General features: G+C 56.7%; 18 protein-coding genes and 2 pseudogenes. 11 read left to right on the top strand and 9 right to left on the bottom strand.

The features are described from left to right. Positions 1 to 171: 171 nt before the first annotated feature. The 3 genes from H8S59_RS18625 to H8S59_RS18615 all read left to right on the top strand — a co-directional run bounded on the left by H8S59_RS18625 (position 172) and on the right by H8S59_RS18615 (position 3,047). Positions 172 to 1,239 carry a phosphotransferase family protein gene (locus H8S59_RS18625; RefSeq protein WP_187522385.1) on the top strand — a complete coding sequence of 356 codons (1,068 nt, stop codon included), beginning with the start codon at positions 172 to 174 and terminating at the stop codon, positions 1,237 to 1,239. 37 nt (positions 1,240 to 1,276) lie between these two features. Beyond that, positions 1,277 to 2,044 carry an SDR family oxidoreductase gene (locus tag H8S59_RS18620; RefSeq protein WP_095093931.1) on the top strand — a complete coding sequence of 256 codons (768 nt, stop codon included), beginning with the start codon at positions 1,277 to 1,279 and terminating at the stop codon, positions 2,042 to 2,044. 223 nt (positions 2,045 to 2,267) lie between these two features. Further along, a complete protein-coding gene (locus H8S59_RS18615; RefSeq protein WP_187522384.1) occupies positions 2,268 to 3,047 on the top strand; it encodes a TSUP family transporter in 780 nt (259 codons plus the stop codon). On the opposite strand, the gene nudC is transcribed toward H8S59_RS18615, so the two are convergent. Together nudC and H8S59_RS18605 are read right to left on the bottom strand one after the other, a co-directional pair. Then, the gene (gene nudC, locus H8S59_RS18610; protein ID WP_095093933.1) at positions 3,015 to 3,851 is read right to left on the bottom strand and encodes an NAD(+) diphosphatase; all 837 of its coding nucleotides are present in this window, start codon (positions 3,849 to 3,851) and stop codon (positions 3,015 to 3,017) included. The two genes, H8S59_RS18615 and nudC, sit on opposite strands and share 33 nt — an antisense overlap. Before the next feature lie 45 nt (positions 3,852 to 3,896). Beyond that, positions 3,897 to 4,709, bottom strand: coding sequence for a crotonase/enoyl-CoA hydratase family protein (locus H8S59_RS18605; protein WP_187522383.1), 813 nt, complete (start codon positions 4,707 to 4,709; stop codon positions 3,897 to 3,899). Positions 4,710 to 4,992: 283 nt separating this feature from the next. Between H8S59_RS18605 and H8S59_RS18600 the strand changes: the two genes are divergently transcribed. Together H8S59_RS18600 and H8S59_RS18595 are read left to right on the top strand one after the other, a co-directional pair. Next, positions 4,993 to 6,477 (top strand): ATPase domain-containing protein, encoded by a 1,485-nt coding sequence (locus H8S59_RS18600; protein ID WP_095093935.1) that lies wholly within the window; start codon positions 4,993 to 4,995, stop codon positions 6,475 to 6,477. Beyond that, positions 6,474 to 8,504: a response regulator gene (locus H8S59_RS18595; RefSeq protein ID WP_187522382.1), complete on the top strand. Its 2,031-nt coding sequence runs from the start codon at positions 6,474 to 6,476 to the stop codon at positions 8,502 to 8,504. Before H8S59_RS18600 ends, H8S59_RS18595 begins: the two co-directional genes overlap by 4 nt. A gap of 52 nt (positions 8,505 to 8,556) precedes the next feature. Here the strand turns inward: H8S59_RS18595 and H8S59_RS18590 are convergent, their stop codons facing one another. The 6 genes and pseudogenes from H8S59_RS18590 to H8S59_RS27370 all read right to left on the bottom strand — a co-directional run. Further along, positions 8,557 to 8,934: a response regulator gene (locus H8S59_RS18590; RefSeq protein ID WP_027899105.1), complete on the bottom strand. Its 378-nt coding sequence runs from the start codon at positions 8,932 to 8,934 to the stop codon at positions 8,557 to 8,559. A 96-nt stretch (positions 8,935 to 9,030) separates the two neighbouring features. Then, a complete protein-coding gene (locus H8S59_RS18585; RefSeq protein WP_187522381.1) occupies positions 9,031 to 10,212 on the bottom strand; it encodes a hybrid sensor histidine kinase/response regulator in 1,182 nt (393 codons plus the stop codon). Continuing rightward, positions 10,206 to 10,823: a chemotaxis protein CheB gene (locus H8S59_RS18580; protein WP_095093938.1), complete on the bottom strand. Its 618-nt coding sequence runs from the start codon at positions 10,821 to 10,823 to the stop codon at positions 10,206 to 10,208. Before H8S59_RS18580 ends, H8S59_RS18585 begins: the two co-directional genes overlap by 7 nt. Continuing rightward, positions 10,820 to 11,641 carry a CheR family methyltransferase gene (locus H8S59_RS18575; RefSeq protein WP_187522380.1) on the bottom strand — a complete coding sequence of 274 codons (822 nt, stop codon included), beginning with the start codon at positions 11,639 to 11,641 and terminating at the stop codon, positions 10,820 to 10,822. Before H8S59_RS18575 ends, H8S59_RS18580 begins: the two co-directional genes overlap by 4 nt. Before the next feature lie 49 nt (positions 11,642 to 11,690). Further along, a pseudogene (locus tag H8S59_RS27375) lies at positions 11,691 to 12,914 on the bottom strand (response regulator); the annotation flags it as partial. A gap of 126 nt (positions 12,915 to 13,040) precedes the next feature. Beyond that, positions 13,041 to 15,206, bottom strand: a pseudogene (locus H8S59_RS27370) (CHASE3 domain-containing protein); the annotation flags it as partial. A 256-nt stretch (positions 15,207 to 15,462) separates the two neighbouring features. On the opposite strand from H8S59_RS27370, the gene H8S59_RS18565 reads away from it, so the two are divergent. Next, complete coding sequence (locus H8S59_RS18565; protein ID WP_095093940.1) at positions 15,463 to 15,822, top strand: response regulator; 360 nt, start codon at positions 15,463 to 15,465, stop codon at positions 15,820 to 15,822. Then, on the top strand, positions 15,815 to 17,155 hold the full coding sequence (locus H8S59_RS18560; protein ID WP_246475434.1) for a glycosyltransferase: 1,341 nt from the start codon (positions 15,815 to 15,817) through the stop codon (positions 17,153 to 17,155). The genes H8S59_RS18565 and H8S59_RS18560 overlap by 8 nt, the downstream gene beginning before the upstream one ends. Positions 17,156 to 17,391: 236 nt before the next feature. On the opposite strand, the gene cobF is transcribed toward H8S59_RS18560, so the two are convergent. Beyond that, entirely contained in the window at positions 17,392 to 18,150 is a 759-nt protein-coding gene (cobF, locus tag H8S59_RS18555) for a precorrin-6A synthase (deacetylating) (RefSeq protein ID WP_187522378.1), read from the bottom strand. Positions 18,151 to 18,438: 288 nt separating this feature from the next. On the opposite strand from cobF, the gene H8S59_RS18550 reads away from it, so the two are divergent. The 4 genes from H8S59_RS18550 (at position 18,439) to H8S59_RS18535 (ending at position 22,755) form a co-directional block, all read left to right on the top strand. Next, positions 18,439 to 19,344 carry an AraC family transcriptional regulator gene (locus tag H8S59_RS18550; RefSeq protein ID WP_095094021.1) on the top strand — a complete coding sequence of 302 codons (906 nt, stop codon included), beginning with the start codon at positions 18,439 to 18,441 and terminating at the stop codon, positions 19,342 to 19,344. Positions 19,345 to 19,595: 251 nt separating this feature from the next. Then, the gene (locus H8S59_RS18545; protein WP_095093942.1) at positions 19,596 to 20,906 is read left to right on the top strand and encodes an ABC transporter substrate-binding protein; all 1,311 of its coding nucleotides are present in this window, start codon (positions 19,596 to 19,598) and stop codon (positions 20,904 to 20,906) included. 72 nt (positions 20,907 to 20,978) lie between these two features. Next, positions 20,979 to 21,911: a carbohydrate ABC transporter permease gene (locus H8S59_RS18540; RefSeq protein ID WP_246475426.1), complete on the top strand. Its 933-nt coding sequence runs from the start codon at positions 20,979 to 20,981 to the stop codon at positions 21,909 to 21,911. 10 nt (positions 21,912 to 21,921) lie between these two features. After that, a complete protein-coding gene (locus tag H8S59_RS18535) occupies positions 21,922 to 22,755 on the top strand; it encodes a carbohydrate ABC transporter permease (protein WP_095093944.1) in 834 nt (277 codons plus the stop codon). The last annotated feature ends 145 nt before the right edge of the window (positions 22,756 to 22,900 follow it).

Raw genomic sequence — 22,900 nt, 5'->3', positions numbered from 1 at the left:
ACAGGTCACCCGTTTGCTATGCGACAGCGTGCGGTCATGGCTACAGTAACCGGACCATCAAAACCGATGATCAACCGGCAACACGGCGGCCAATAAGACAGTTTGAACATTGTTAGCTACATTCAATTAGTCAATGATCTATGCGCACCATAATAAGCAGAAGGGATAAGCATGGCGCTTACTGACCAGTCCACAGAGATCCGTGCAGGCGAAGAGCTGGATGCCGCGCTCATAGACCCGTACCTCAAAGCGCAGATTCCCGGCCTTGAAGGGACGCCGCACATTAGCCAGTTTCCCGGTGGCGCATCGAACCTGACGTATCTGGTGCAGTACCCTGATCAGGAGTTTGTACTGCGACGCCCGCCCTTCGGCCAGAAAGCCCGGTCGGCCCATGACATGGGCCGCGAATTCCGCATCATCAATCAGCTCAAGGATGCGTTTCCATACTGCCCGAAAGCTTATCTGCACTGCGTGGACGAGTCAGTGATCGGTTCCGAATTTTACGTAATGGAGCGAATCAAGGGCATCATCCTGCGTTCAGACCTGCCTGCGGATCTGAACCTGAATGTCAGCCAGACCCAAACCCTGTGCAAGAGCTTTGTCGACCGCCTGGTTGAATTGCACCGCGTGGATTATCAAGCCTGCGGCCTGGGCGATCTGGGCAAACCCGGGGGTTACGTGGAGCGCCAGATTCGCGGCTGGACAGATCGCTATGACAACGCCCGTACCCCGGATGCGCCCGACTGGACGCTGGTCAAGGCATGGCTCACGGACAAAATGCCTGCGGACCACCCTGTCCCCGCCATCGTCCACAACGACTATCGCTTTGATAACGTCCTGCTGGACCCCGCCAACCCGATGCAGATAATTGGCGTGCTGGACTGGGAAATGACCACCCTCGGCGATCCGCTGATGGACCTGGGCAACACGCTGGCTTACTGGATTCAGGCCGACGACCCGGCTCCGGTGCAGTTGATGCGGCGTCAGCCCAGCCATGCGCCGGGGATGCTCACCCGTCAGCAATTCGTTGACTATTACGCCGAACGTTCCGGCATCCGCATCGATAACTTCGATTTCTATTACACCTACGGCCTGTTTCGTCTGGCCGGAATCGTGCAGCAGATCTATTACCGCTTTTTCCATGGCCAGACACAGGACAAGCGCTTTGCGCAGTTCATTCAGATGAACAAGCTGCTTGAGCACATGAGCCTGCAGGTGATTGGCAAATCTACCCTCTGACTGCAACCCGACACTGCGACCCGACAAGGAAAAGAATATGTCCAGAACCGAGCTGTTCGACCTCGATGGCAAGATCGCCTTCGTCTCAGGAGCCAGCCGCGGCATTGGCGAGGCCATCGCCAGACTGCTCGCTCAGCAAGGCGCTCACGTGATTGTCAGCAGTCGCAAAATCGACGGCTGTCAGCATGTGGCGGACGCCATCATCGCCGATGGCGGTCAAGCGACTGCAATGGCGTGCCATATTGGTGAGATGGAACAGATCACCGCAGTGTTCGCGCAGATTCGCGAGCAATTCGGGCGGCTGGATATTCTGGTCAACAACGCGGCCACCAATCCGCAATTCTGCAACGTGCTGGACACGGACCTGGGCGCATTTCAGAAGACCGTGGATGTGAATATCCGCGGCTACTTCTTCATGTCGGTTGAAGCTGGCAAATTGATGCGCGACAACGGGGGTGGCAGCATCATCAACGTGGCGTCAATCAACGGCGTTTCTCCGGGGGTTTTCCAGGGTATCTACTCAGTGACCAAAGCAGCGGTGATCAACATGACCAAGGTGTTCGCCAAGGAATGCGCGCCTTTTGGCATTCGCTGCAACGCCCTGCTGCCCGGTCTGACCGACACCAAATTCGCGTCTGCACTGGTCAAGAACGACGCGATACTCAAGACCGCCCTGCAGCAGATCCCGCTCAAGCGAGTGGCAGACCCGTCCGAAATGGCCGGTGCCGTGCTGTATCTGGCAAGCGCAGCGTCCAGCTATACGACGGGTGTGGCGTTGAATGTGGATGGCGGGTTTCTGTCCTGACGGCGTATCGCGGTAGACAGACGTGGGACTGGCTTCAGCCGGGAAGGCATAATTTTCAACGCAGCAAATGTAGCGGATGTACGGCCCCCTTCCCGGCTAAAGCCGGTCCCACGTCATCGCACGACATTTCCAAAAAGTCAGCTTTCCAACTGTATACCCACCTGCAGTAACATACGCCGCTTCAGGGCAGCCTTTCTGCCCGATTGCCAAGTAAGCCCTTCCCATGCCTTTTGAACTGAGTGTCGAACCAGCCACCCTCGCGGTGCTGGTTGTGGTTGCCTTCGTTGCCGGTTTCATCGATGCCATTGCCGGAGGCGGCGGTTTGCTGACCACCCCGGCGCTGATGACCGCGGGCCTGCCGCCTCATCTGGTACTGGGCACCAACAAACTCAGTTCGACGTTCGGCTCGGCGACTGCGGGTTTCACCTTCTACCGACGCAAGCTGTTTCATCCACGGCAATGGACTCGCGCTTTGATCGGGACCGCTGTCGGAGCGTTGATCGGTGCAGTGATCGCGCAATATCTGCCCGGTGAATGGATCAATCAGATGCTGCCGGTGATCGTCTTCGGTTGCGGCCTTTACCTGCTGTTTGGTGGCACGCCCAAGGCACCGCTGAACAGTGATGCACCGATCAAGAAAAAGTGGCAGTTGCCACAAGGCCTGGGGCTGGGCTTTTACGACGGCGTCGCGGGTCCGGGAACGGGGGCGTTCTGGACGGTCAGCTCACTGCTGATCTACCCGCTTGATCTGGTCAAGGCCAGTGGCGTTGCACGCAGCATGAATTTCGTCAGTAACGCGGCCGCGCTTTCGGTGTTCATCTTTTCCGGTCAGGTGGACTGGATGATCGGTCTGAGCATGGGCATGGCTGTGATGCTGGGAGCTGCCCTTGGCGCCCGTAGCGCCATCAAGGGTGGGGCGAAATTCATTCGCCCGGTGTTCATTACTGTCGTGCTTTGCCTGACCGCCCGCCTAGCCTGGCAGCACTGGTTCGGGGGCGCCTGAGCGCTGCGCCAGATACAGCTCGATCAGATGCCGGGCGATGGAGCGGCTGGCTGGCAACGGCGGTAAATCATTGATATTGAACCAGCGGGCATCTTCGATTTCGTCCGGCTGGGGCACGATCTCGCCACTGTCGTATTCAGCATGGAAGCCCAGCATCATCGAATGCGGGAACGGCCAGCACTGGCTGCCCACGTACCGAATATTTTTGACCTTGACCTGTACCTCCTCCATGACTTCCCGGCGCACGCAGTCTTCGGCGGATTCACCCGGCTCAACAAACCCGGCCAGAGTGCTATACACCCCGGTCACAAAGCGTGGCGACCGCGCCAACAGCACTTCGTCGCCCCGGGTAATCAGCACGATCATGCTGGGCGAGATGCGCGGATAGAAGCGCAGGTTGTCATGCTCGCAGTACATGGCCCGCTCCCCCGCAACCTGCACGGTAGGACGTCCGCAACTGCCACAGAATCGATGCTCCCGCGCCCAGGTGCTGATCTGCGCGGCATAGCCAAGCTGCTGGAAGACGTCGTAATCACCCGACAACATGAACTGACGCAATCCTTGCCAGGTGCAGCCTTCGACTTCGACGGGATCTTTCAGAACATATAAATACACCGGCTCGCCATCAAAATGGCCAATACCGTGCTCACTGATGAGGGGGAGCGCCTGGTGCTTGAGCCACTCACGAGGAAACATTGCCCCGTTACCATCCAGCAGGAAACCTTGCTCGCTGTGCACAACAGCCCAACCGCCCGGAGTCTGAACATCCAGTACAGCGGTGGTCCAGCGACTGGGGAATGACATAAGAACTCCCTGATGAGTTGATTGGATTCTCGCGCTGTTTTCGCTCTAGTTGTCGAAGACGGGCTTCTGCTTGCTCATCTGCGCAACCATGGCCGTTTTCAGATCCGCAGATTGCAGCATGGCTGCGTTCCAGATGGCAACGTGTTCAAGCCCGTCATCGACACGGTGATCACGCATGTAGCTGATCATTTCCTTGGTCCCGGCAATAGCAATTGGCGACTTGGCAGCAATCTGCGCGGCGATGCCCAGCACGCCCTCGAGCAGACTGGCGCTGTCGGCAAATACACGATTGACCAGACCAATCTCGCGGGCTTCCGCGGCCTCCACAGTGCGTCCAGTGTAAGCCAACTCGCGCATGATACCGTCACCGATGATGCGTGGCAGGCGTTGCAAGGTGCCCACATCTGCCGCCATGCCCATATCGATTTCACGAATAGCGAACTTCGCATCCTCGGCGCAGTAACGCATGTCGCACGCCGACACGAGGTCAATGGCGCCACCAAGGCAATAACCCTGAATGGCCGCAAGTACCGGCTTGCGACACTGATCGACCGCAGTGAACGAAGCTTGCAACTGCTGAATCTTGCGTCGCAACGTCCGGGCATTACGCCCGGCGTCGTTGCCCAGCTCGTTGGCAACCGAAGCGAGTAACGTCAGATCGATGCCAGAAGAAAAGTGCTTGCCCGCCCCGCTGAGCACAACGACACGCACCTCATCGGTTTCATCAATCCACTGGAAAATTTCAATGATTTCAGACCAGAATGCAGCGTCCATGGCGTTGACCTTTTCCGGTCGATTGATCTGCACGTGGGCGATGTGATCACTAAGCTCTACAACAAAGGATTGATAGTCAGACACGGAGGTTCCTCCCTTGATTTTTATTGTTCCAGCCACGATCCGATTCAGCCAGAGACTATATCAAGGCTCGGGTTTACGCGATAAGCCAGCGGTCGTGCCATACGCCGGACACATGCCCCAAAACCCTGCCCGAAGCCGGCTGCACCGTGCGAAAGTCTGAACGCTCACGGCACTGAGCGGTCCGTTAATGAGTAAGTGATAGTGAGCTGCGTCATAGGCATTGACAGCGCAGCGGCCGATTTCAAGGCTATGCCACACCCCTAAGGTCGCAAGAGGGCGATTCTTGACTACATCAAAAGCAGCAACCGGTATTGTGGGCCTCGATGACATTCTGGCGGGTGGTCTTTCCCGGCGGCATGTGTTTCTCCTCGAAGGCGAACCCGGCACAGGCAAGACGACTGTAGCTCTTCAATTTCTCCGCGCAGGCGCCCAGGAAGGCGAGCGTTGCCTGTATATCACCTTGTCGGAAACCGACATCGAGCTGCGCGATGGTGCAGCTTCCCATGGCTGGACGCTGGACGAGAACATCGTCATCTATGAGCTGACGCCACCTGAAAGTCTGCTCGACGCCGATAACCATCAAAGTTTGTTGTACTCCTCGGACCTGGAACTGGGCGAAGCAACGCGTCAGATTTTCGAAGTGGTCGAACGCGTAAGGCCTACGCGGGTCGTCATCGACAGCCTTTCGGAGATCCGCTTGCTGGCGCAAAGCTCCCTGCGCTACCGACGACAGATTCTGTCCATCAAGCATTACTTCACGCGCTATGACGCAACGGTGCTGCTTCTGGATGATCTCACCACCGAAGCCCTGGACAAGACCGTACATAGCGTCGCCCATGGCGTGATTCGTCTCGAAGAGCTGAACCCGAACTACGGCGCGGAGCGCCGTCGGCTGAGGGTCGTGAAATATCGCGGGCAGAAATACCGCGGAGGTTTTCACGATTTCACCATCAAGTCCGACGGCATCCATGTGTTTCCTCGGCTTGTGGCTGCGGAACACCGCAACCGATTCGAACGCGGAATACTGTCCAGCGGCGTGGCCGAGCTCGATGCTTTGCTGGGCGGTGGCATCGACGGTGGTTCCAGCACCTTGATTCTGGGACCAGCAGGTACGGGTAAATCGCTGATCTCGCTGGTCTTCGCGGCGGCGGCTGTAGCACGCGGCGAACGTGTCGCACTGTTCATTTTCGATGAAGAGCTCGGCCTGCTGTTCAATCGCATGCGAAAAGTCGGCATTGATCTGGAAGCGCTGGAAAAAAGCGGCAACTTGCTGATCGAGCAGGTCGACGCTGCTGAGCTGTCGCCGGGCGAGTTCGCTCACCGGGTACGGGCCAGCGTCGACGAAAAGCAGATCAAAACTGTGGTCATCGACAGTATCAACGGCTATCAGGCTGCCATGCCGGAAGAGAACGCACTGATTCTGCACATGCATGAATTGCTGCTGTACCTCAATCGTCAAGGTGCTTCGACATTTATGACCGTTGCGCAACATGGCCTTGTGGGCGACATGCGCGCTCCGGTTGACATCACGTATCTGGCCGATACCGTCATGCTGTTGCGCTACTTCGAAGCCAAAGGTGAAGTGCGCCGTGCGATTTCAATCATCAAGAAGCGTACCGGCACTCACGAATCCACCATCAGGGAGTACCGCATCAGTCATCACGGCCTGAAGATAGGCGAACCGCTCTCAGCGTTTCAGGGTGTGCTGACCGGCATACCTCAATACGCCGGCTCAAACAGCCCTTTGATGCAGGATGAAAAGGTGTGAGCACGCCCGGACTGTTATCGGAACGGGTAATCATCCTGGCCCCACGGGGCCGGGACAGCCAGATCGCATTGTTGATTCTGCAGGAGGCGGGCTTTCCCGCACTGGTCGCTCACACCCTCGCTGACCTGAGCGCCGAGCTGAACCTCGGTGCAGGTATGGCAATCATTGCCGATGAAGCGTTGCGCGGCAAAGACATCGGGGTTCTTGTGCAAACGCTGGAACGCCAGCCGCCTTGGTCGGACCTCCCTGTAGTGCTCCTTACCCATCACGGCGGTCCGGAAAAGAGCCCATCGGCCTATCTGGGCCCCATGCTGGGCAACGTGACCTTTCTTGAGCGCCCATTCCACCCCTCGACACTGGTCAGTCTCGTCACCACCGCCATCCGCGGACGTCGGCGCCAGTACGAAGCCAGAGCGCGCATGGAAGACCTGGCGGAAGGCGAGCAACGCTTACAGAACGCACTCAAGGCCGGACGTCTGGGGTCATGGCAACTCGAAGCAGAGTTCCTGACCCTCGACTGTTCGGACATCTCCCGTTCTCATTACGGGCGCAGCGAGAGCGAGCGCTTTGACTATGAGGACTGGCTGGACGCGGTCTATGCCGAAGACCAGCCTCGCATGCAATCAGCACTGCAGCGTAGCCTGGACAGCGGCGACGATTTCATCATCGAGTACCGCAATGTGTGGCCTGACGGGTCACTGAATTGGGTGGATGTCCGGGCGCGAGCCATTCTTGCCCAGAATGGCCGGGTCAGCTCGCTGGCGGGAGTGACGTCTGACATCACCGAGCGCAAGCAGGCTGAGGCGCAACTTCGACAACTCAACGAAACCCTTGAGCAGCAGGTCGAAGAACGCACCTCCCAGCTCAAGCACAACGAAGAAGTGTTGCGCCAATCGCAGAAAATGGAAGCTGTTGGCCAATTGACCGGGGGTATCGCTCACGACTTCAACAACATGCTGACCGGGATTATCGGCAGTCTGGAGTTGTTGCGAAGGCGTCTGGCTCGCGGGAATACCGAAGACCTGAACAGCCTGATCGACCTTGGCGTAACGTCCGCCAACCGTGCCGCCGCCCTGACCCATCGCCTGCTTGCCTTCTCCCGCCGTCAGTCACTGGACTCCAAACCGGTCGAGATGAATCAGTTGATCAGCTCCATGGGAGAGCTGCTCAACCGAAGTCTCAACGAAAGCATCCGTCTGGAACTGCATCTGCACGAGCAACTCTGGACCGCGGAAGCCGACCCCAACCAACTGGAAAGCGCCCTGCTCAACCTGGTGCTCAACGCCCGGGACGCCATGCCTGATGGCGGCCTGCTGATCGTCGAGTCATCCAATCAGAGTCTGGACAGATCCTTCACCAACGCCCACGAAAACCTGCTGCCTGGGGATTACGTTGTGTTGAGCGTCAGTGACACCGGTTACGGCATGCCGGAAAGCGTGATCAGTCGAGCCTTTGACCCGTTCTTTACGACCAAACCCATTGGTCAGGGCACCGGGCTTGGCCTTTCGATGATCTATGGTTTCAGCAAACAGTCCCACGGTCACGTTGCGATCAAAAGCGAAGTAGGCAAAGGCACCACAGTGCAGCTTTACCTGCCGCGCTTCAAAGGCCAGCAGACTCAGGACGAGCTGATCATCCACAATCCGGAAAGCTTTGCCAAAGAAGGCGAGACCGTACTGATCGTTGAAGATGACGCCGCAGTCAGGGTGTTGGTCAGCGAAGTGTTGGGCGAGTTGGGTTATGCCTACGTCGAGGCAAGTTCCGGACCTGAAGCCGTGCCCATCCTCGAATCCGGTCAGCGCATTGACCTGCTGATCAGTGACGTGGGCCTGCCGGGCATGAACGGTCGGCAACTGGCCGAAATAGGCCGTCAGCTGCGGCCGGACCTCAAGGTGCTGTTCATCACCGGTTACGCCGAGCATGCCGCTGTCAGGGCGGGCTTTCTCGATGATGGCATGCAGATGATCACCAAGCCGTTCGCGTTCGACAACCTGACGTCCAAGGTTCGGGAAATGATCGAGGAATGACTGTTTCGGCGCCATCAACAGATTCACTGATGGCGCGGAGAGAGGAAACGATTCAGGCCAGAAGCTTTTCGATCTGGGAATGCAGGGTTTCCATATTGAATGGCTTGGCCAGAATCGGCGCCTTTTTGGCAATGGGGCTGCCGGACTCGACGATTTCTGCGGGATATCCGCTGATGAAGATAACCTTCAGTTCCGGCCGCAATTTCACGGCAGGCTCCGCGATCATCACGCCTGATATCCCGCCAGGCAGACGGTAATCAGTGATCATTAAATCCAGATGCGGTTTGGTCGCGAGAATTTCGAACGCCTGCTCGCCGTTCTCCGCCTGCAACACTCGATATCCCTCGCCCGACAGATAGTCGGCAAGCAACATCAGGATCAGCGGCTCGTCTTCGACGATGAGGACGACATTTTCTGCATCAGAGCTCATGGAACTGCCTTCGGTTAAATAGCTGCCATTACGACCATGACGATGGCCTTAGGTTGCGTAAATATCGGATAAATCTGACGTTGAATTCTTACGCTGCTAAACCGGCAGGCAGACCCGGAACATCGAGCCCTCTCCCTCGGCGCTTTCCACGACAATGCGCCCGCCATGAGCAGAGACAATCTGGTCAGAAATAAACAAACCGAGGCCCAGTCCATGCACCGCATGGTTGGCAGCCACCCGCTCGAATTGCTGAAAAATCCGCTGCTGGTTTTCCGCGCTGATACCAATGCCTTGATCACGCACCTCAACCCGCGCTTCACCGTCCTCGGCATATACGCGGACGTGAATGGGCTTACGGGCACCATAGCGCAGGGCGTTAGTCAGTAGATTGGCAATCACTTGCTCGATGCGGAACTCGTCCCACACACCGATGACCGGCTCAGCGGCCTTGAACGTCACGCTGGATTCAGCCGCCGCAATCTGCGCGGAGAAGCTTTCGAGCAGGTTACTGACCAATTCGGCAAGATCGAAGGCGCTGGTGCGAATCGACAGCTTGCCGGTGCGAATGCGGGAGACATCAAGCATGTCTTCGATAAGACGGATGAGACTCTGAATCTGGCGCTCATCACGGTCCACCATGGCCCGCAGCTTTTCCATGGTGAACGCTGCAGCGTTGTCTTTGGCCAGATGCAGCTTGCGCAGCTGGGTTTCCAGAATCAGACCATTCAGCGGCGTACGTACTTCGTGGGAGACGATTGACATGAAATCGTCGCGCATCCGCACGGCGTGCTCCAGCTCGTTCTGAGTCACCTGCAGCTTTGCCAGCAACTGCTCCTGCTCTCGACGGCTCTGCTCCAGTGCCTCGACTTGCAGCTTCATCGCCTTGCGTTGGCGATACAGGTCGACGAATACGTTGACCTTGCTCTTGACCGCATGGATGTCCAGCGGCTTATGCAGAAAATCCACAGCGCCGCTTTCGTACCCCTTGAAGGCGTAATTGAGCTCGCGCCCTGCGGCGCTGACAAACACAATCGGAATATTTTTGGTGCGATCCGTGCCACGCATCATTTCCGCGAGTTCGAAGCCGTTCATGCCCGGCATCTGGACATCGAGGATTGCCATGGCAAATTCGTGTTCCAGCAGCAACGACAAGGCCTCGTCGGCCGACAATGCTTTGTGCACCTCACGGTCTTCACGCTTGATCAGCGCTTCGAGCGCCAACAGGTTTTCCGGCAGATCGTCGACGATCAGCAACTTGGCTTGAATGTGACTCAGCATGCAATTCGTTCCAGCTCGACCAACAGTTGGCCTATATCGTTTAAAGGCAGGAGGTAATCAGGCTTATGCAGCGCCAGTGCGGCATCGGGCATGGTGCGCGCCTGAGCCTCCTCTGGATCCTGAACAACCGTCATGCCGCCGGAAAGCTTGATACACGACAGACCAAAGGCGCCGTCGTTATTGGCACCGGTCAACAAGAACCCCGCCAGACGTGGCCCGTAGGCATCCGCGGCTGACTGAAAAAGAATGTCGATACTGGGCCGGGAATGAAATACCCGATCCTCCTGACTCAGCGACAGGCTCAAATCATTTTCCACCGACAAGTGATAACCCGGCGGCGCGAAGTACAACGTGCCGGGAGCAACATCTTCTTTATCGTCCGCCTCTTTGACCTTGAGTGGCATACGCGCCTGGAACACCTGGGCCAACTGGCTACGGCGATTTTCAGGTACATGCAGCACGGTCAGGATGGGCAACCGATAACCCATCCTGAGCGAGGCGAATATTTTCAGCAGCGCATCGACTCCGCCGGCTGAAGCACCTACCACGATGGCGTCGACGACCGGCAGTGGTGGGTCAATGGGGTCATTTCCAGAGAATGATCTTTTCATGTCTTGCGGTAGATCCGTTCCGGTTTCACCAAAGGCTCGAAGCGGCTGCTGTAGCCGGAAAAATCCAGGGTTTCCTTGCTGCCCAGCACCAGAAATCCGCGGTGACAGAGCGACTCATGGAAAAGCCCGAATGCGCGATCCTGCAATTTCTTGTTGAAGTAAATCAGCACATTTCGGCATGACACCAACTGTGTTTCGGAGAACACACTGTCGGTTGCTAGACTATGGTCAGCGAACGTCACGTTTTCGCGCAGCGTTTTGTCGAATATCGCGTAATCGTAGGCACTGGTGTAGTAATCGGAAAACGCGCGCTGGCCACCAGCCTTCTGGTAGTTGTCCGTGTACGCGCGGACATTCTCCATCGAGAAAATCCCTTGCCGGGCCTTGTCCAGCGAACTCGGGTTGATGTCGGTGGCGTAAATGATCGTGCGGTCCAGCAGGCCTTCTTCGCGCAGCAGAATGGCCATCGAATACACTTCTTCGCCCGTGCTGCACCCGGCAATCCAGATCTTGATTGACGGGTAGGTGCGCAGCAGTGGCACCACTTCCTGACGAATCGCCAGAAAATGCGACGGGTCGCGAAACATCTCACTGACCGGAATCGTCAGAAATTGCAGCAGTTGCATGAAGGCCTGAGGGTCGTGAATCACCCGCTCCTGCAATGCGGAAATCGTCGTGCAGTCAAACTGGCGCAGTGCGTGACTGACACGGCGCTTCACCGAAGCGCCGGAGTAATCACGAAAATCGTAGCTGTATTTGAGATAAATAGCCTCAATCAACAGACGTATTTCGATGTCCGTATTTCTGTCTTGAGACATGGCGGAACCTTTAGGTGCGGGCTGGATGCTCAGCTTGGGCTCATCCAACTCAAATACGTTCCATTTTCGGCAGCCAGACACGTATCAGCGAGAACAGTCGGTCCAGGTCGATAGGCTTGGCCAGATAGTCATTTGAGCCCGCCTGCAGGCAACGCTCCTGATCGTCCTTCATGGCTTTGGCCGTCACGGCAATGATCGGCAGTTTGCGCCAGCGTGGATCCTTGCGGATCTCGATGGTCGCTTCATAGCCGTCCATTTCCGGCATCATCACGTCCATCAGCACCAGGTCGATATCTTCGACTTCGTTCAGTTTGCTGATGGCCTCGAAGCCATTACGCGCCACTTCAACCAACGCGCCCTTGTGCTCCAGCGCGCTGGTCAAGGCAAAGATGTTACGCACGTCATCGTCGACAACCAGAATTCTGCGCCCTTCAAAGACCTTGTCACGACTGCGTGCAGTCTTGAGCATCTTCTGGCGCTCGTTGGACAGTTGCGATTCGACCTTGTGCAGGAACAGCGTGACTTCATCCAGCAGGCGCTCGGGTGATCGCGCGCCCTTGATGATGATCGAGCGGGAATACTTCATCAGCTCGGTTTCTTCATCGCGGGTCAGGTTACGACCGGTGTAGACGATGACCGGCGGGAAGGAGCAGATTTCATCCGTGGACATACGCTTGAGCAACTCATTGCCCAGCATGTCCGGCAACTTCAGGTCGATGATCATGCAGTCATAGACGTTGTCGCGCAGCAGGTCCAGCGCATCCTGGGCGAAACCTACCGCGGTGATTTCAATGTCGTCATCACCGATCAGCCGCGCAATGCTGTCGCGTTGCAGAGCGTCGTCTTCCACCAGCAGGATGCGTTTGACCTTTTGGGTCAGTTTCGATTCGAGCTTGGCGAAGACATCCTTGAGCTCTTCACGGGTAGTGGGCTTCACTGCATAGCCCACAGCGCCCATGTGCATGGCCGCTTCCTGGCGATCCTCAACGGAAATCACGTGAACCGGGATATGTCGCGTAGGTGCCAGCTCTTTAAGGCGCTGCAGAACCGTCAGCCCGGAATGATCCGGCAGGCGCATGTCCAGCAGAATCGCGTCCGGCGTGAATTGAGCGGCCAGGTTGAAACCGTCATCCGCGGCGTGGGCAACAAGGCAGTGGTAACCCAGCTCGTGAGCCAGGTCGAAGAGGATTTTCGCGAAAGCCACTTCGTCTTCAATCACCAGGATGCAGCGTTTGTTCGACGGCAGCTTCTCGCGATCATCAGCGAAGCCCGGCACGGGCGCTTTGGCGGGTTTCTCGGGAACGGCTACCGCAGCTTGCGGCAAAGCTGCCAAAGCATGCACCGGCACAACCGGCGCGGGGATTGGCGCAGGGACTTCGCCATATTCCAGCTGCACCGACTCGACATACTGTTCAGGCAGAACCAGGGTGAAGATACTGCCCTGCCCCGGCTCGCTGGTGACGCTGATGGAGCCACCGAGCAAACGCGCCAGATCCCGGGAAATGGACAACCCGAGACCGGTGCCGCCATAACGGCGATTGGTGGTGCCATCAGCCTGACGGAATGCCTCGAAGATGCTCTCCTGCTGCTCAGCGGCAATGCCGATCCCGGAATCACGCACCGTGAAGACAATCCCTGCGCCCGGCTGACGCGAGACGATCATGCTGACAGTTCCGGTTTCGGTGAACTTGATTGCGTTCGACAGCAGGTTTTTCAGGATCTGTTCCAGACGCTGGCGATCGGTGTACAGCATGGTCGGCGCACCGGCCTGCAGCTCCACGTGAAAATCCAGCTTCTTGTCGAGAGCCAATGGCTGGAACATGTTGCGCAGCCCTTCGACCAGGCGAGACACGCTGCTGTTTTCAGGACGCATGTCCAGCTTGCCGGCTTCGACCTTGGAAATATCCAGAATGTCGTTGATCAGGTTGAGCAGGTCATTACCGGCTGAATAGATCGATTCGGCAAACTTCACCTGTTCGGCGGTGAGGTTTTCCGTCGGGTTTTCGGCCAGCAATTTGGCCAGAATCAGCGAGCTGTTGAGCGGCGTGCGCAGCTCGTGGGACATATTGGCAAGGAATTCGGATTTGTACTTGCTTGAGCGCTGGAGCTCGTCAGCACGATTTTCAAGCTCGACCTGAGCGATGTTCAGCTCTTCATTCTTGCGGTCAAACGCATCACGCTGCTCGGACAGCACCTGAGCCTGCTCAGCCAATTGCTCGTTGGTTTGCTCGAGTTCGGCTTGCTGGGTTTCGAGATGCGCCTGGGACTCCTTGAGAATCCTGGACTGCTCTTCCAGCTCTTCGTTGGCGGTGCGCAGCTCTTCCTGCTGGACCTGCAACTCTTCGTTGAGCTGTTGGGTTTCAGCCAATACTTCCTGCAAACGCTGACGGTAGCGCGCAGCTTCAATGGAGGTGCCCACATTGTTGGCAATCAGCTCCATGAACTCGACGTCGCTCTCGGTAACAGGACGCAGGAAGCCAAGCTCGATGACACCGTTGACCTGATCGTCGTTGCTGGTTGGCACCACAAGAATACTGCGTGGGTCGCCCTCACCCAGTCCGGAAGACACCTTGAAGTAATTACTGGGGACATCATCAAGACGGATGATCTTGTGTTGCTGGGCAGCCTGGCCTATCACGCCTTCGCCGCTATAGATCGACTGCTCGTGCTGTTCCTGTTCACGGGAGAAACCATAGGAGGCCACACGCTTGAGGCCGCCATGCTCCTGACGCACGTACACCGCGGCAACCACACTTCCCAGATACTGGGCGAAGAATTGCAGGACGTTGGTCCCCAGGTTATTCAGCGTCAATTGACCCAACACCTGTTCAGCCAGCTCACTCTGGCCATTACGCAACCAGGCGACTTTTTTCAGGCGCTCGGCGTTTTCCTCCTGGAGCTTCAGGTTGTCACCATAGGTAGTGGACAAGGCCAGCAAGTCCCGACGACCGATGTAGGCAAGAAAGCCGCTGACACTCAGGACAAAAACAAGGTAAAGGCTGACCGACAGAATGGTAGTGCGTGTAACGTCGGCGTTGCGCGCAAGACGCAGCTGTTGCTCTACTGCAATAACTTCTTCGTACTGGCTGCGAACCTCATCCGTCAGGCGCTTGCCCCGCCCAGTCCGTTGCGGGGCTATGAACTCGCCCTTTATCCGCCGCTGATTGATCATCTCCTCGGCGTACTGACCCCAATCTTCCTGCAATGCCTGAATGCGCTTGAGCCGGTCCACTTGAGGCGGGTTATCACTGACCAGTGCCTCAAGCCCCTTCAACTCAGCGACGAGCGCCGGTTTTGCCAATTCATACGGGTCGAGATAACGCTCGTCGCCCACGAGCAAATAACCACGCATGCCGGTTTCCATATCGATGGAAAGCTTCAACGCGCGGTTGGTATTGTTGATGACTCGGTCGGTGTGCTCGACCCATTGGATGACTGACAGCAAATAACTGATCAGACCGATAAAAAAGACTGCGCTGATCACACCCACACTAAGGGGTAAAGTGACGTTGCGGCCAAGCAATTTACGAAAACGTTGCTCATCGAGAGTAGACGGACGGATCATGAGTCATCCTTGGTGATCATCAAACCATGAAGTTTGCCGTAAACTTTAGAAAAAGACTCCCATTTCTCACACAGATATCTGAATTTTCTGACATTTAGTTGCCTAAGAACGCATTATTCGCTTCATAAGTGATACAGGTTGCTCTAACACCCACTCAAACGAGTGCAAATTGTTGCCCGCTGGCACCTCCAGCGTTATTTTGCTTACTCGTACCGGTCGCATGACGTCGACCCTGCAGATTTTAAGGAAATCACCTATGTCCGTTACCGCCAGCACCATTCTAGTGGTCGAAGACGACGCCATTGTCCGCATGCTGATCGTCGACGTGCTTGAAGAGCTGGAATACACAGTGCTCGAAGCCGAAGACGGTGAAGTGGCTGTAAAGGTGCTCGAAGATGAATCGAAGGTCATTGATCTGATGATGACCGACCTGGGTCTGCCGGGCATGGATGGCAAAGAACTGGCTGCGATTGCGTGCAAACTGCGCCCGACCCTGCCCGTTCTTTTCGCCAGTGGCTATGCCGAAAGCATTGATGTCCCGGCAGGCATGCACAACATCGGCAAACCGTTCTCCATCGACCAGCTGCGTGACAAGGTAAAAAGCATTCTTGGATAAGCACGATTTGCAGCAATTGCCTGACGGCCCCATTTCGAGCGCGCCAACCCGTGTGTTGATTATTGGATATGTGTGGCCCGAGCCGCGCTCTTCAGCGGCCAGCGGTCATGTGATGCAGTTGATCCAGTGCTTTCTGGAACAAGGCTGGCAAATCACGTTTGCCAGCCCGGCCACTGAGGGCGAGCATAAGGCCGACCTGGCTGAGCTGGGTATCCGAGAGGTCAGCATTGAACTTAACAACAGCAGCTTCGATGGTTTCATCAGTGAGTTGCAGCCCGATATCGTGCTGTTCGACCAATTCATGATCGAGGAGCAATTTGGCTGGAGGGTTGAGAAGCATTGCCCGAATGCCCTGCGACTGCTGGAAACGTCAGACCTGCAAAGCCTGCGTCACGGGCGACATCAGCAGTTAAAAAACCACTTGAGTAGCCCTTCTCAAGCTGATGATTTAAATCATTTTTTTGAAGAATCAGAGCGCGATATTTTTTCTGTGATGGCGACCGGTGACCTAGCGCAGCGTGAGATCGCCGCCCTGTACCGCTCCGACCTCAGCCTGATGACGTCCGACGTGGAAATGCAGTTGCTTACCCGCGAGTTCCAGGTGCCTGAAGCCATCTTGCACTGGTGCCCGCTGATGGTCAGCAACGTCCCTGTGACGGCGCGTCCGTTTAGCGAGCGAGCGCATTTTCTGAGTATCGGCAACTTCCGACACGCTCCTAACTGGGATGCGGTGCTCTGGATGAAGAACGCCATCTGGCCGCTGATACGGCAGCAACTGCCCAAGGCCCAACTGCATATCTACGGTTCCTACACGCCACCCAAAGCCACCGCCCTGCATAACGCGGCGCAGGGCTTCCATGTGATGAACTGGGCGGAGGACGCTTTGCAGGTGATGTCCGAGGCGCGTATCTGTCTGGCGCCGTTACGCTTTGGCGCGGGGGTCAAAGGCAAGATTGTCGACGCCATGCTGTGCGGCACGCCGACCATCACCACGCCCATTGGTGCCGAAGCCATGAGCGGCGACCTGCCCTGGCCCGGCAACATTGCGAGCAGCGCTGCTGATATCGCTGATGCAGCGGTACGCCTTTATGAGGATGAAGAGCGGTGGCATGAAGCGCAAACCGCTGGCTGGAAGCTGCTAGAAGCGCGCTACAGGCAGCAGCAACATTGCGCCAGCCTGATTGCCCGCATCGACGAATTGCGGAAGAACCTGCAGGCACATCGGACCGCCAACTTTACCGGCGCAATGCTGCGGCACCACCACCATAAGAGCACTCAATACATGGCGCAGTGGATCGAAGCGAAGAATCGCAACCCGGCTTCAAGCCTTTAGGCGCACCTCTATCTCGGGGCCATGCAATGTGACCAAGTGGGACCGGCTTTAGCCGGGAAGAGGCCGGTACAGCTGCTGAATATGTGGCGTCCGCCAGGCAGCTTTCCCGGCTAAAGCCGGTCCCACGTCATCATCAAGGCTAGCCCGCAATTCAGGCGCCGCAGGGCATCAGGCATATCGCGTACATCTACTAAATTAACCAATAAAAACAATAGGTTGAGATTCAAATCTAGAATCTACATCTCATTCCGCAGCAGATACGTATCCATGATCCAGCCCTTCTCCCGCCGCGCATTCGCCCTCGCGTGCTTGATCTGCTCACAGACCTCATCCAGTGGTCCCGCAATGAGGATTTCATCCGGGGTGCCCAGGTAGGCACCCCAGTAAATATGCAGGCCCTGGTTAAGAAACCGCTCGAACGTACAGTGCGCATCGAGCATCACGACGGTGTTTTCAGGTGCTGCATTCTGCTCGAGGGCCAGTCTGCGCCCGGTGGTGATATGGATGGACTCGCCTATGCGGTTCAGAGGAATACGATGTTGTGCCGCCAGTGCCTGCACACTGCTTATTCCAGGAATTACTTGATAATCAAACAGTTGGGGTGAGTTATTCAGAATTAGCTCGAAGACTCGTAAGGTACTGTCATAGAGCGTCGGCTCGCCCCATATCAGAAAGGCCGCCGTTTGCCCCGCCTCGACTTCATCAATGATCAGCCGCTGGAAAAGCGCTGCCCGCTGCTCATGCCAGCGTGCAACTCCTTGCTGGTAAGAATGGGGATCATCCTCCCGGGACGGGTCGCTGACCTGCAGCAAGCGATAGTCATCACCGGTGATGTAGCGCTCACAGATATCTTTCCTCAGGCGCAGGAGATCGTTGCTGGCGTAACCCTTGTCCAGAATGAAAAACACTTTGGCGCGGTTCAGCGCATTGATGGCCTGAATGGTGATCTGCTCCGGGTGGCCGGAACCAATGCCGATGAGGAGGATGGTTTTCATGAATTCACTCCAGATGGAACTGATTGGCGCAGGTGCTGCATCAAACTCAAAGCCCTGTGGAAGAGATGCCTGGTCTGGGCGGCAATCCGGCAATCCGGCATTCCGGCATTCCGGCATTCCGGCGATAAACGATAACGCGGCGTGTCTTATGGCGGCGTCTCATGCATCGCGGGCAAGCCCTGCTCCCACATAGATGGCGCGTGCCAGTTGCCACAGGAAACTCTGGGTGCTTTCGCACACTCAGATAGTGCACATTAGCAGCCTGGCATTCTGGACATCGGCCATATGATGACAAAAACAACAAGAGTCACAGACCCCTCGTACGAATTGATGGACGATCACAACGGCCTGTCGATCATCTATCGTGAACACGGCTTCCCCTGCCCTCTGGTGCGCTGGCATTTCCATAAGGAATATGAACTGCACCTGATCGTGGCCAGTTCCGGCAAGGTCTTTGTCGGCGACTACATCGGCAACTTCTATCCCGAGAGCCTTTTCCTCACCGGCCCCAACCTGCCCCATAACTGGATCAGCCAGATTGAAGAGGATGAGGTCGTCACCAAGCGGGACATGCTGGTTAATTTCACTGATGAATTATTTGAAAGCGGCAGCCAGATATTTGCCGAGCTGAAGACTCTGGCGCCCTTGCTGGAGCGTGCGCAGTACGGTATCGAGTTCCGCTGCAAACGAACGATTCGCCAGGCCACCAGGCTGATGCAGAAGATCGCCGACTCCAAAGGCATCAGCCGCCTGGGCCATTTTCTCATCCTCCTTGAACTGCTGGCGGGCAGCGATGACTACCAGTTGCTGTCCGGCAGCAACTCGGCCCCCATAGCCGATGAGCACAGTGTTGATCGCACTAACAAGGCAGTGGATTACATCTTCGCCAACTACGCACGGGAACTGCCGCTGGAAGAAGTGGCCGATTATCTCGGCATGAAGCCCACGTACTTCTCCCGGGTCTTCAAACAAGCCACTGGCCGCTGCTACGTGGAATTCGTCAATCGCCTGCGCATCAGCAAATCCTGTGAGCTACTGGCCGACGGCGACAAGCCAGTGACAGATGTGTGTTTCGAATCGGGTTTCAACAACATTTCGAACTTCAATCGACGCTTTCAGCAGCTCAAGGGCATGACCCCATCGCACTATCGGCGACTGGCGGTCCAACGCCTCACTGAACAAAACCTGTACTGATTCACCGCGTTCTCCCAACCAACGTCTACGCTGAAACTGCGTCGCAGACTGTCGCAAACCGCTTGCGGCAGTCATGCGTTGGTTTTGCTGGCCGCAACCGAGTGCAAAAAAGTATCAGTGCAAGTGTCATGCAGGATTTGTCATCTGTGCCTGCGCCCGCTGTAATCAATCCACATCTTCCTTACCTCCGGAAGACACAAAAACAATAACCGACCTTCTGTAGCTCCAAGGGCGCGGAAGAGGAGTGATAAATGAAGACCTCTGCAAAAGTTCTGCTTGCCGGTACCTGTCTGACGCTCTGCGCCACCGCTTCTGCGGGCGAAGTCACCATCGCTACGGTCAACAACAGCGACATGATCCGCATGCAGCGGCTGTCGAAAACCTTCGAAGAACAGCATCCCGACATCAAACTCAAGTGGGTCGTCCTCGAAGAGAACGTCTTGCGCCAGCGTCTGACCACAGACATTGCCACCAAAGGCGGCCAATTCGACGTGCTGACCATCGGCATGTACGAGGCGTCGCTGTGGGGTGCCAAGGGCTGGCTGCAAGAAATGAAGGACCTGCCCGCCAGCTACGCGCTGGATGATGTGTTCCCGTCAGTACGCGATGGCTTGTCGGTGGACGGCAAACTGTTTGCACTGCCTTTCTATGCCGAAAGCTCGATTACTTATTACCGCACCGACCTGTTCAAGGCCGCGGGCCTGACCATGCCGGAACGCCCTACCTGGACGCAGATCGCCGAATTCGCTGACAAACTGACCGACAAGTCCAAAGAGCAGTACGGTATCTGCCTGCGAGGCAAAGCGGGCTGGGGCGAAAACATGGCATTGATCAGCACAGTCGCCAACTCCTTTGGCGGACGCTGGTTCGATGAGCAGTGGAAGCCGCAGTTCGATCAACCGGAATGGAAGAACGCGCTGAATTTCTACGTGAATACCATGAAGAAGTCCGGCCCTCCGGGTGCTTCGAGTAACGGCTTCAACGAAAACCTCGCGCTGTTCAACAGCGGCAAATGCGCCATCTGGGTCGATGCCAGCGTGGCCGGTTCGTTTGTCACCGACAAGAGCCAGAGTAAGGTCGCAGACAGCGTAGGCTTTACTTACGCGCCTCATGAAGTCACTGACAAAGGCTCGGCATGGCTGTATTCATGGGCTCTGGCAATCCCGACGAGCGCGAAAAACCAGACTGACGCCAAAGCCTTTACCGAATGGGCGACCTCAAAAGAGTACGCGGCATTGGTGGCCGAGAAAGACGGCGTGTCCAACGTACCGCCAGGGACCCGCGCTTCGACCTACACAGATGCGTACAAGAAAGCCGCACCGTTCGCCAACATCACACTGGAATCGCTGAAGGCAGTCACGCCCAAAGCACCAACCCTCAAGCCAGTGCCTTATGTGGGCATTCAACTGGTGACCATTCCTGAGTTCCAGGCCATCGGCACGTCGGTCGGTCAGCAGTTCTCCGCAGCACTGGTGGGCACGGCAACTCCTGACGCTGCATTGAAAAACGCGCAAAGCTCCACCGAGCGGGACATGAAGCGGGCAGGTTATCCAAAGAAATAGTCGCAGCCGACTATCAGTCGGGGTGCGTGCGCCCCGACACCCTGCTCTCCTTTTGCACCCAGGATCGCCATCATGACAACCTCAACTATCAAGCCTCAGGCCGTCACGCCCGACGATAACCCGTCAATCAAAGGCAGCGTGACCAAACCCGGCTGGTTTCTGGTCAGCCCATCGGTCCTGCTGTTGCTGGTGTGGATGATCGTCCCACTGGGCATGACCATTTACTTCTCGCTGATCCGTTACAACCTGCTTAACCCCGGCGAGAACGAATTCGTCGGCCTGGAAAACTTCGAATATTTCGTCACCGACAGCGGTTTCCTTCCCGGTGCGACCAATACGCTATTGCTGGTCGGCAGCGTGCTGTTGATCAGCGTGGTGCTGGGTGTGCTGATTTCCGCACTGCTGGAAGCCAGCGAGTTTCTCGGTCGGGGCATCGTGCGAGTGCTGCTGATTTCGCCGTTCTTCATCATGCCCACCGTGGGCGCGCTGATCTGGAAGAACCTGATTTTCCATCCCGTGTCCGGCATCCTCGCCTGGGTCTGGAAGCTCTTCGGTGCCCAACCGATTGACTGGCTGGCCAACTATCCCCTGCTGTCGATCATCATCATTGTTTCGTGGCAGTGGCTACCGTTCGCCATCCTGATCCTGATGACCGCCATGCAATCGCTGGATCAGGAACAGAAAGAAGCCGCACGGCTTGACGGTGCAGGGCCTATCGCTATTTTCTGGCATTTGACGCTGCCGCATCTGGCCCGCCCAATTGCTGTGGTGGTGATGATCGAAACTATCTTCCTGCTCTCGGTATTCTCGGAAATCTTCACCACTACCAATGGCGGTCCGGGTTTCGCATCGACCAACCTGGCGTACCTGATCTACAACCAGGCCTTGCTGCAATTCGACGTGGGCATGGCGTCCGCTGGCGGTTTGATTGCCGTGGTCATTGCCAACATTGCTGCAATCATCCTGATCCGGATGATCGGCAAAAACCTCACTGACAAGTCCTGAGGGCCGAATCATGATGACGCTCAAACAATCCCGACGCCTGCAAAGCGTGCTACTCGGCACCTTGTGCTGGCTGATCGCCGCGCTGATCTTCTTTCCGATTTTCTGGATGGTCCTGACCAGCTTCAAGACCGAGATCGACGCGTTTGCCACGCCGCCGCAGTTCATCTTCACGCCGACCCTGGAAAACTACCTGCACATTCAGGAGCGCAGCGACTATTTCCACTTCGCCTGGAACTCGGTGGTGATCTCCTTCAGCGCAACCATCCTGTGCATGTTGATCGCGGTACCTGCGGCTTACTCCATGGCTTTTTTCGAGACCAAACGCACCAAAAGTACGCTGCTGTGGATGCTCTCGACGAAGATGCTGCCCCCGGTAGGCGTGCTGATGCCGATCTACCTGCTGGCCAAGACGTTCGGCCTGCTGGACAGCCGCATTGCGCTGATCGTGATTTACACGCTGATCAACCTGCCCATCGTGGTCTGGATGATCTACACCTACTTCAAGGACATCCCCGGGGAAATTCTCGAGGCCTCGCGACTGGACGGCGCCAGCACACGTCAGGAAATCTTCAAGGTGCTGATTCCGATCTGCAAAGGCGGCCTGGCATCCACTGCGCTGTTGTCGCTGATCCTGTGCTGGAACGAAGCATTCTGGTCGCTGAACCTCACCTCATCCAACGCTGCGCCACTGACGGCGCTGATCGCGTCCTACTCCAGCCCCGAAGGGTTGTTCTGGGCCAAACTTTCCGCCGTCTCGACCCTCGCCTGCGCGCCGATTCTGATCTTCGGCTGGATCAGCCAGAAGCAGCTGGTACGCGGCCTGTCGTTCGGGGCTGTCAAGTGAATAGCACCTCTCCTGTAGGAGCGCACGAGCACCGCGAGGCCGCGATAGCGGTCTGCCTGATACACCGCCATCACGGCCGTCGTAACTTCCGTGCACACTTATCAACCTACGCATATCTGCCCGAATGGACGCGAATTTCTGTTGG

The organism is Pseudomonas folii, from assembly GCF_014357575.1.
GTDB classification, from domain to species: domain Bacteria; phylum Pseudomonadota; class Gammaproteobacteria; order Pseudomonadales; family Pseudomonadaceae; genus Aquipseudomonas; species Aquipseudomonas folii.
This window is presented reverse-complemented; position numbering and strand designations above follow the sequence as displayed.

Excerpts from the sequence above, each read along its gene's own strand:
- H8S59_RS18565 (WP_095093940.1), top strand. The coding sequence starts at position 15,463 with ATGTCCGTTACCGCCAGCACCATTCTAGTGGTCGAAGACGACGCCATT.
- cobF (WP_187522378.1), bottom strand. The coding sequence starts at position 18,150 with ATGAAAACCATCCTCCTCATCGGCATTGGTTCCGGCCACCCGGAGCAG.
- H8S59_RS18535 (WP_095093944.1), top strand. The coding sequence starts at position 21,922 with ATGATGACGCTCAAACAATCCCGACGCCTGCAAAGCGTGCTACTCGGC.
- H8S59_RS18575 (WP_187522380.1), bottom strand. The coding sequence starts at position 11,641 with ATGTCTCAAGACAGAAATACGGACATCGAAATACGTCTGTTGATTGAG.
- H8S59_RS18550 (WP_095094021.1), top strand. The coding sequence starts at position 18,439 with ATGACAAAAACAACAAGAGTCACAGACCCCTCGTACGAATTGATGGAC.
- H8S59_RS18545 (WP_095093942.1), top strand. The coding sequence starts at position 19,596 with ATGAAGACCTCTGCAAAAGTTCTGCTTGCCGGTACCTGTCTGACGCTC.
- H8S59_RS18580 (WP_095093938.1), bottom strand. The coding sequence starts at position 10,823 with ATGAAAAGATCATTCTCTGGAAATGACCCCATTGACCCACCACTGCCG.
- H8S59_RS18625 (WP_187522385.1), top strand. The coding sequence starts at position 172 with ATGGCGCTTACTGACCAGTCCACAGAGATCCGTGCAGGCGAAGAGCTG.
- H8S59_RS18590 (WP_027899105.1), bottom strand. The coding sequence starts at position 8,934 with ATGAGCTCTGATGCAGAAAATGTCGTCCTCATCGTCGAAGACGAGCCG.
- H8S59_RS18540 (WP_246475426.1), top strand. The coding sequence starts at position 20,979 with ATGACAACCTCAACTATCAAGCCTCAGGCCGTCACGCCCGACGATAAC.
- H8S59_RS18585 (WP_187522381.1), bottom strand. The coding sequence starts at position 10,212 with ATGCTGAGTCACATTCAAGCCAAGTTGCTGATCGTCGACGATCTGCCG.
- H8S59_RS18620 (WP_095093931.1), top strand. The coding sequence starts at position 1,277 with ATGTCCAGAACCGAGCTGTTCGACCTCGATGGCAAGATCGCCTTCGTC.
- H8S59_RS18615 (WP_187522384.1), top strand. The coding sequence starts at position 2,268 with ATGCCTTTTGAACTGAGTGTCGAACCAGCCACCCTCGCGGTGCTGGTT.
- nudC (WP_095093933.1), bottom strand. The coding sequence starts at position 3,851 with ATGTCATTCCCCAGTCGCTGGACCACCGCTGTACTGGATGTTCAGACT.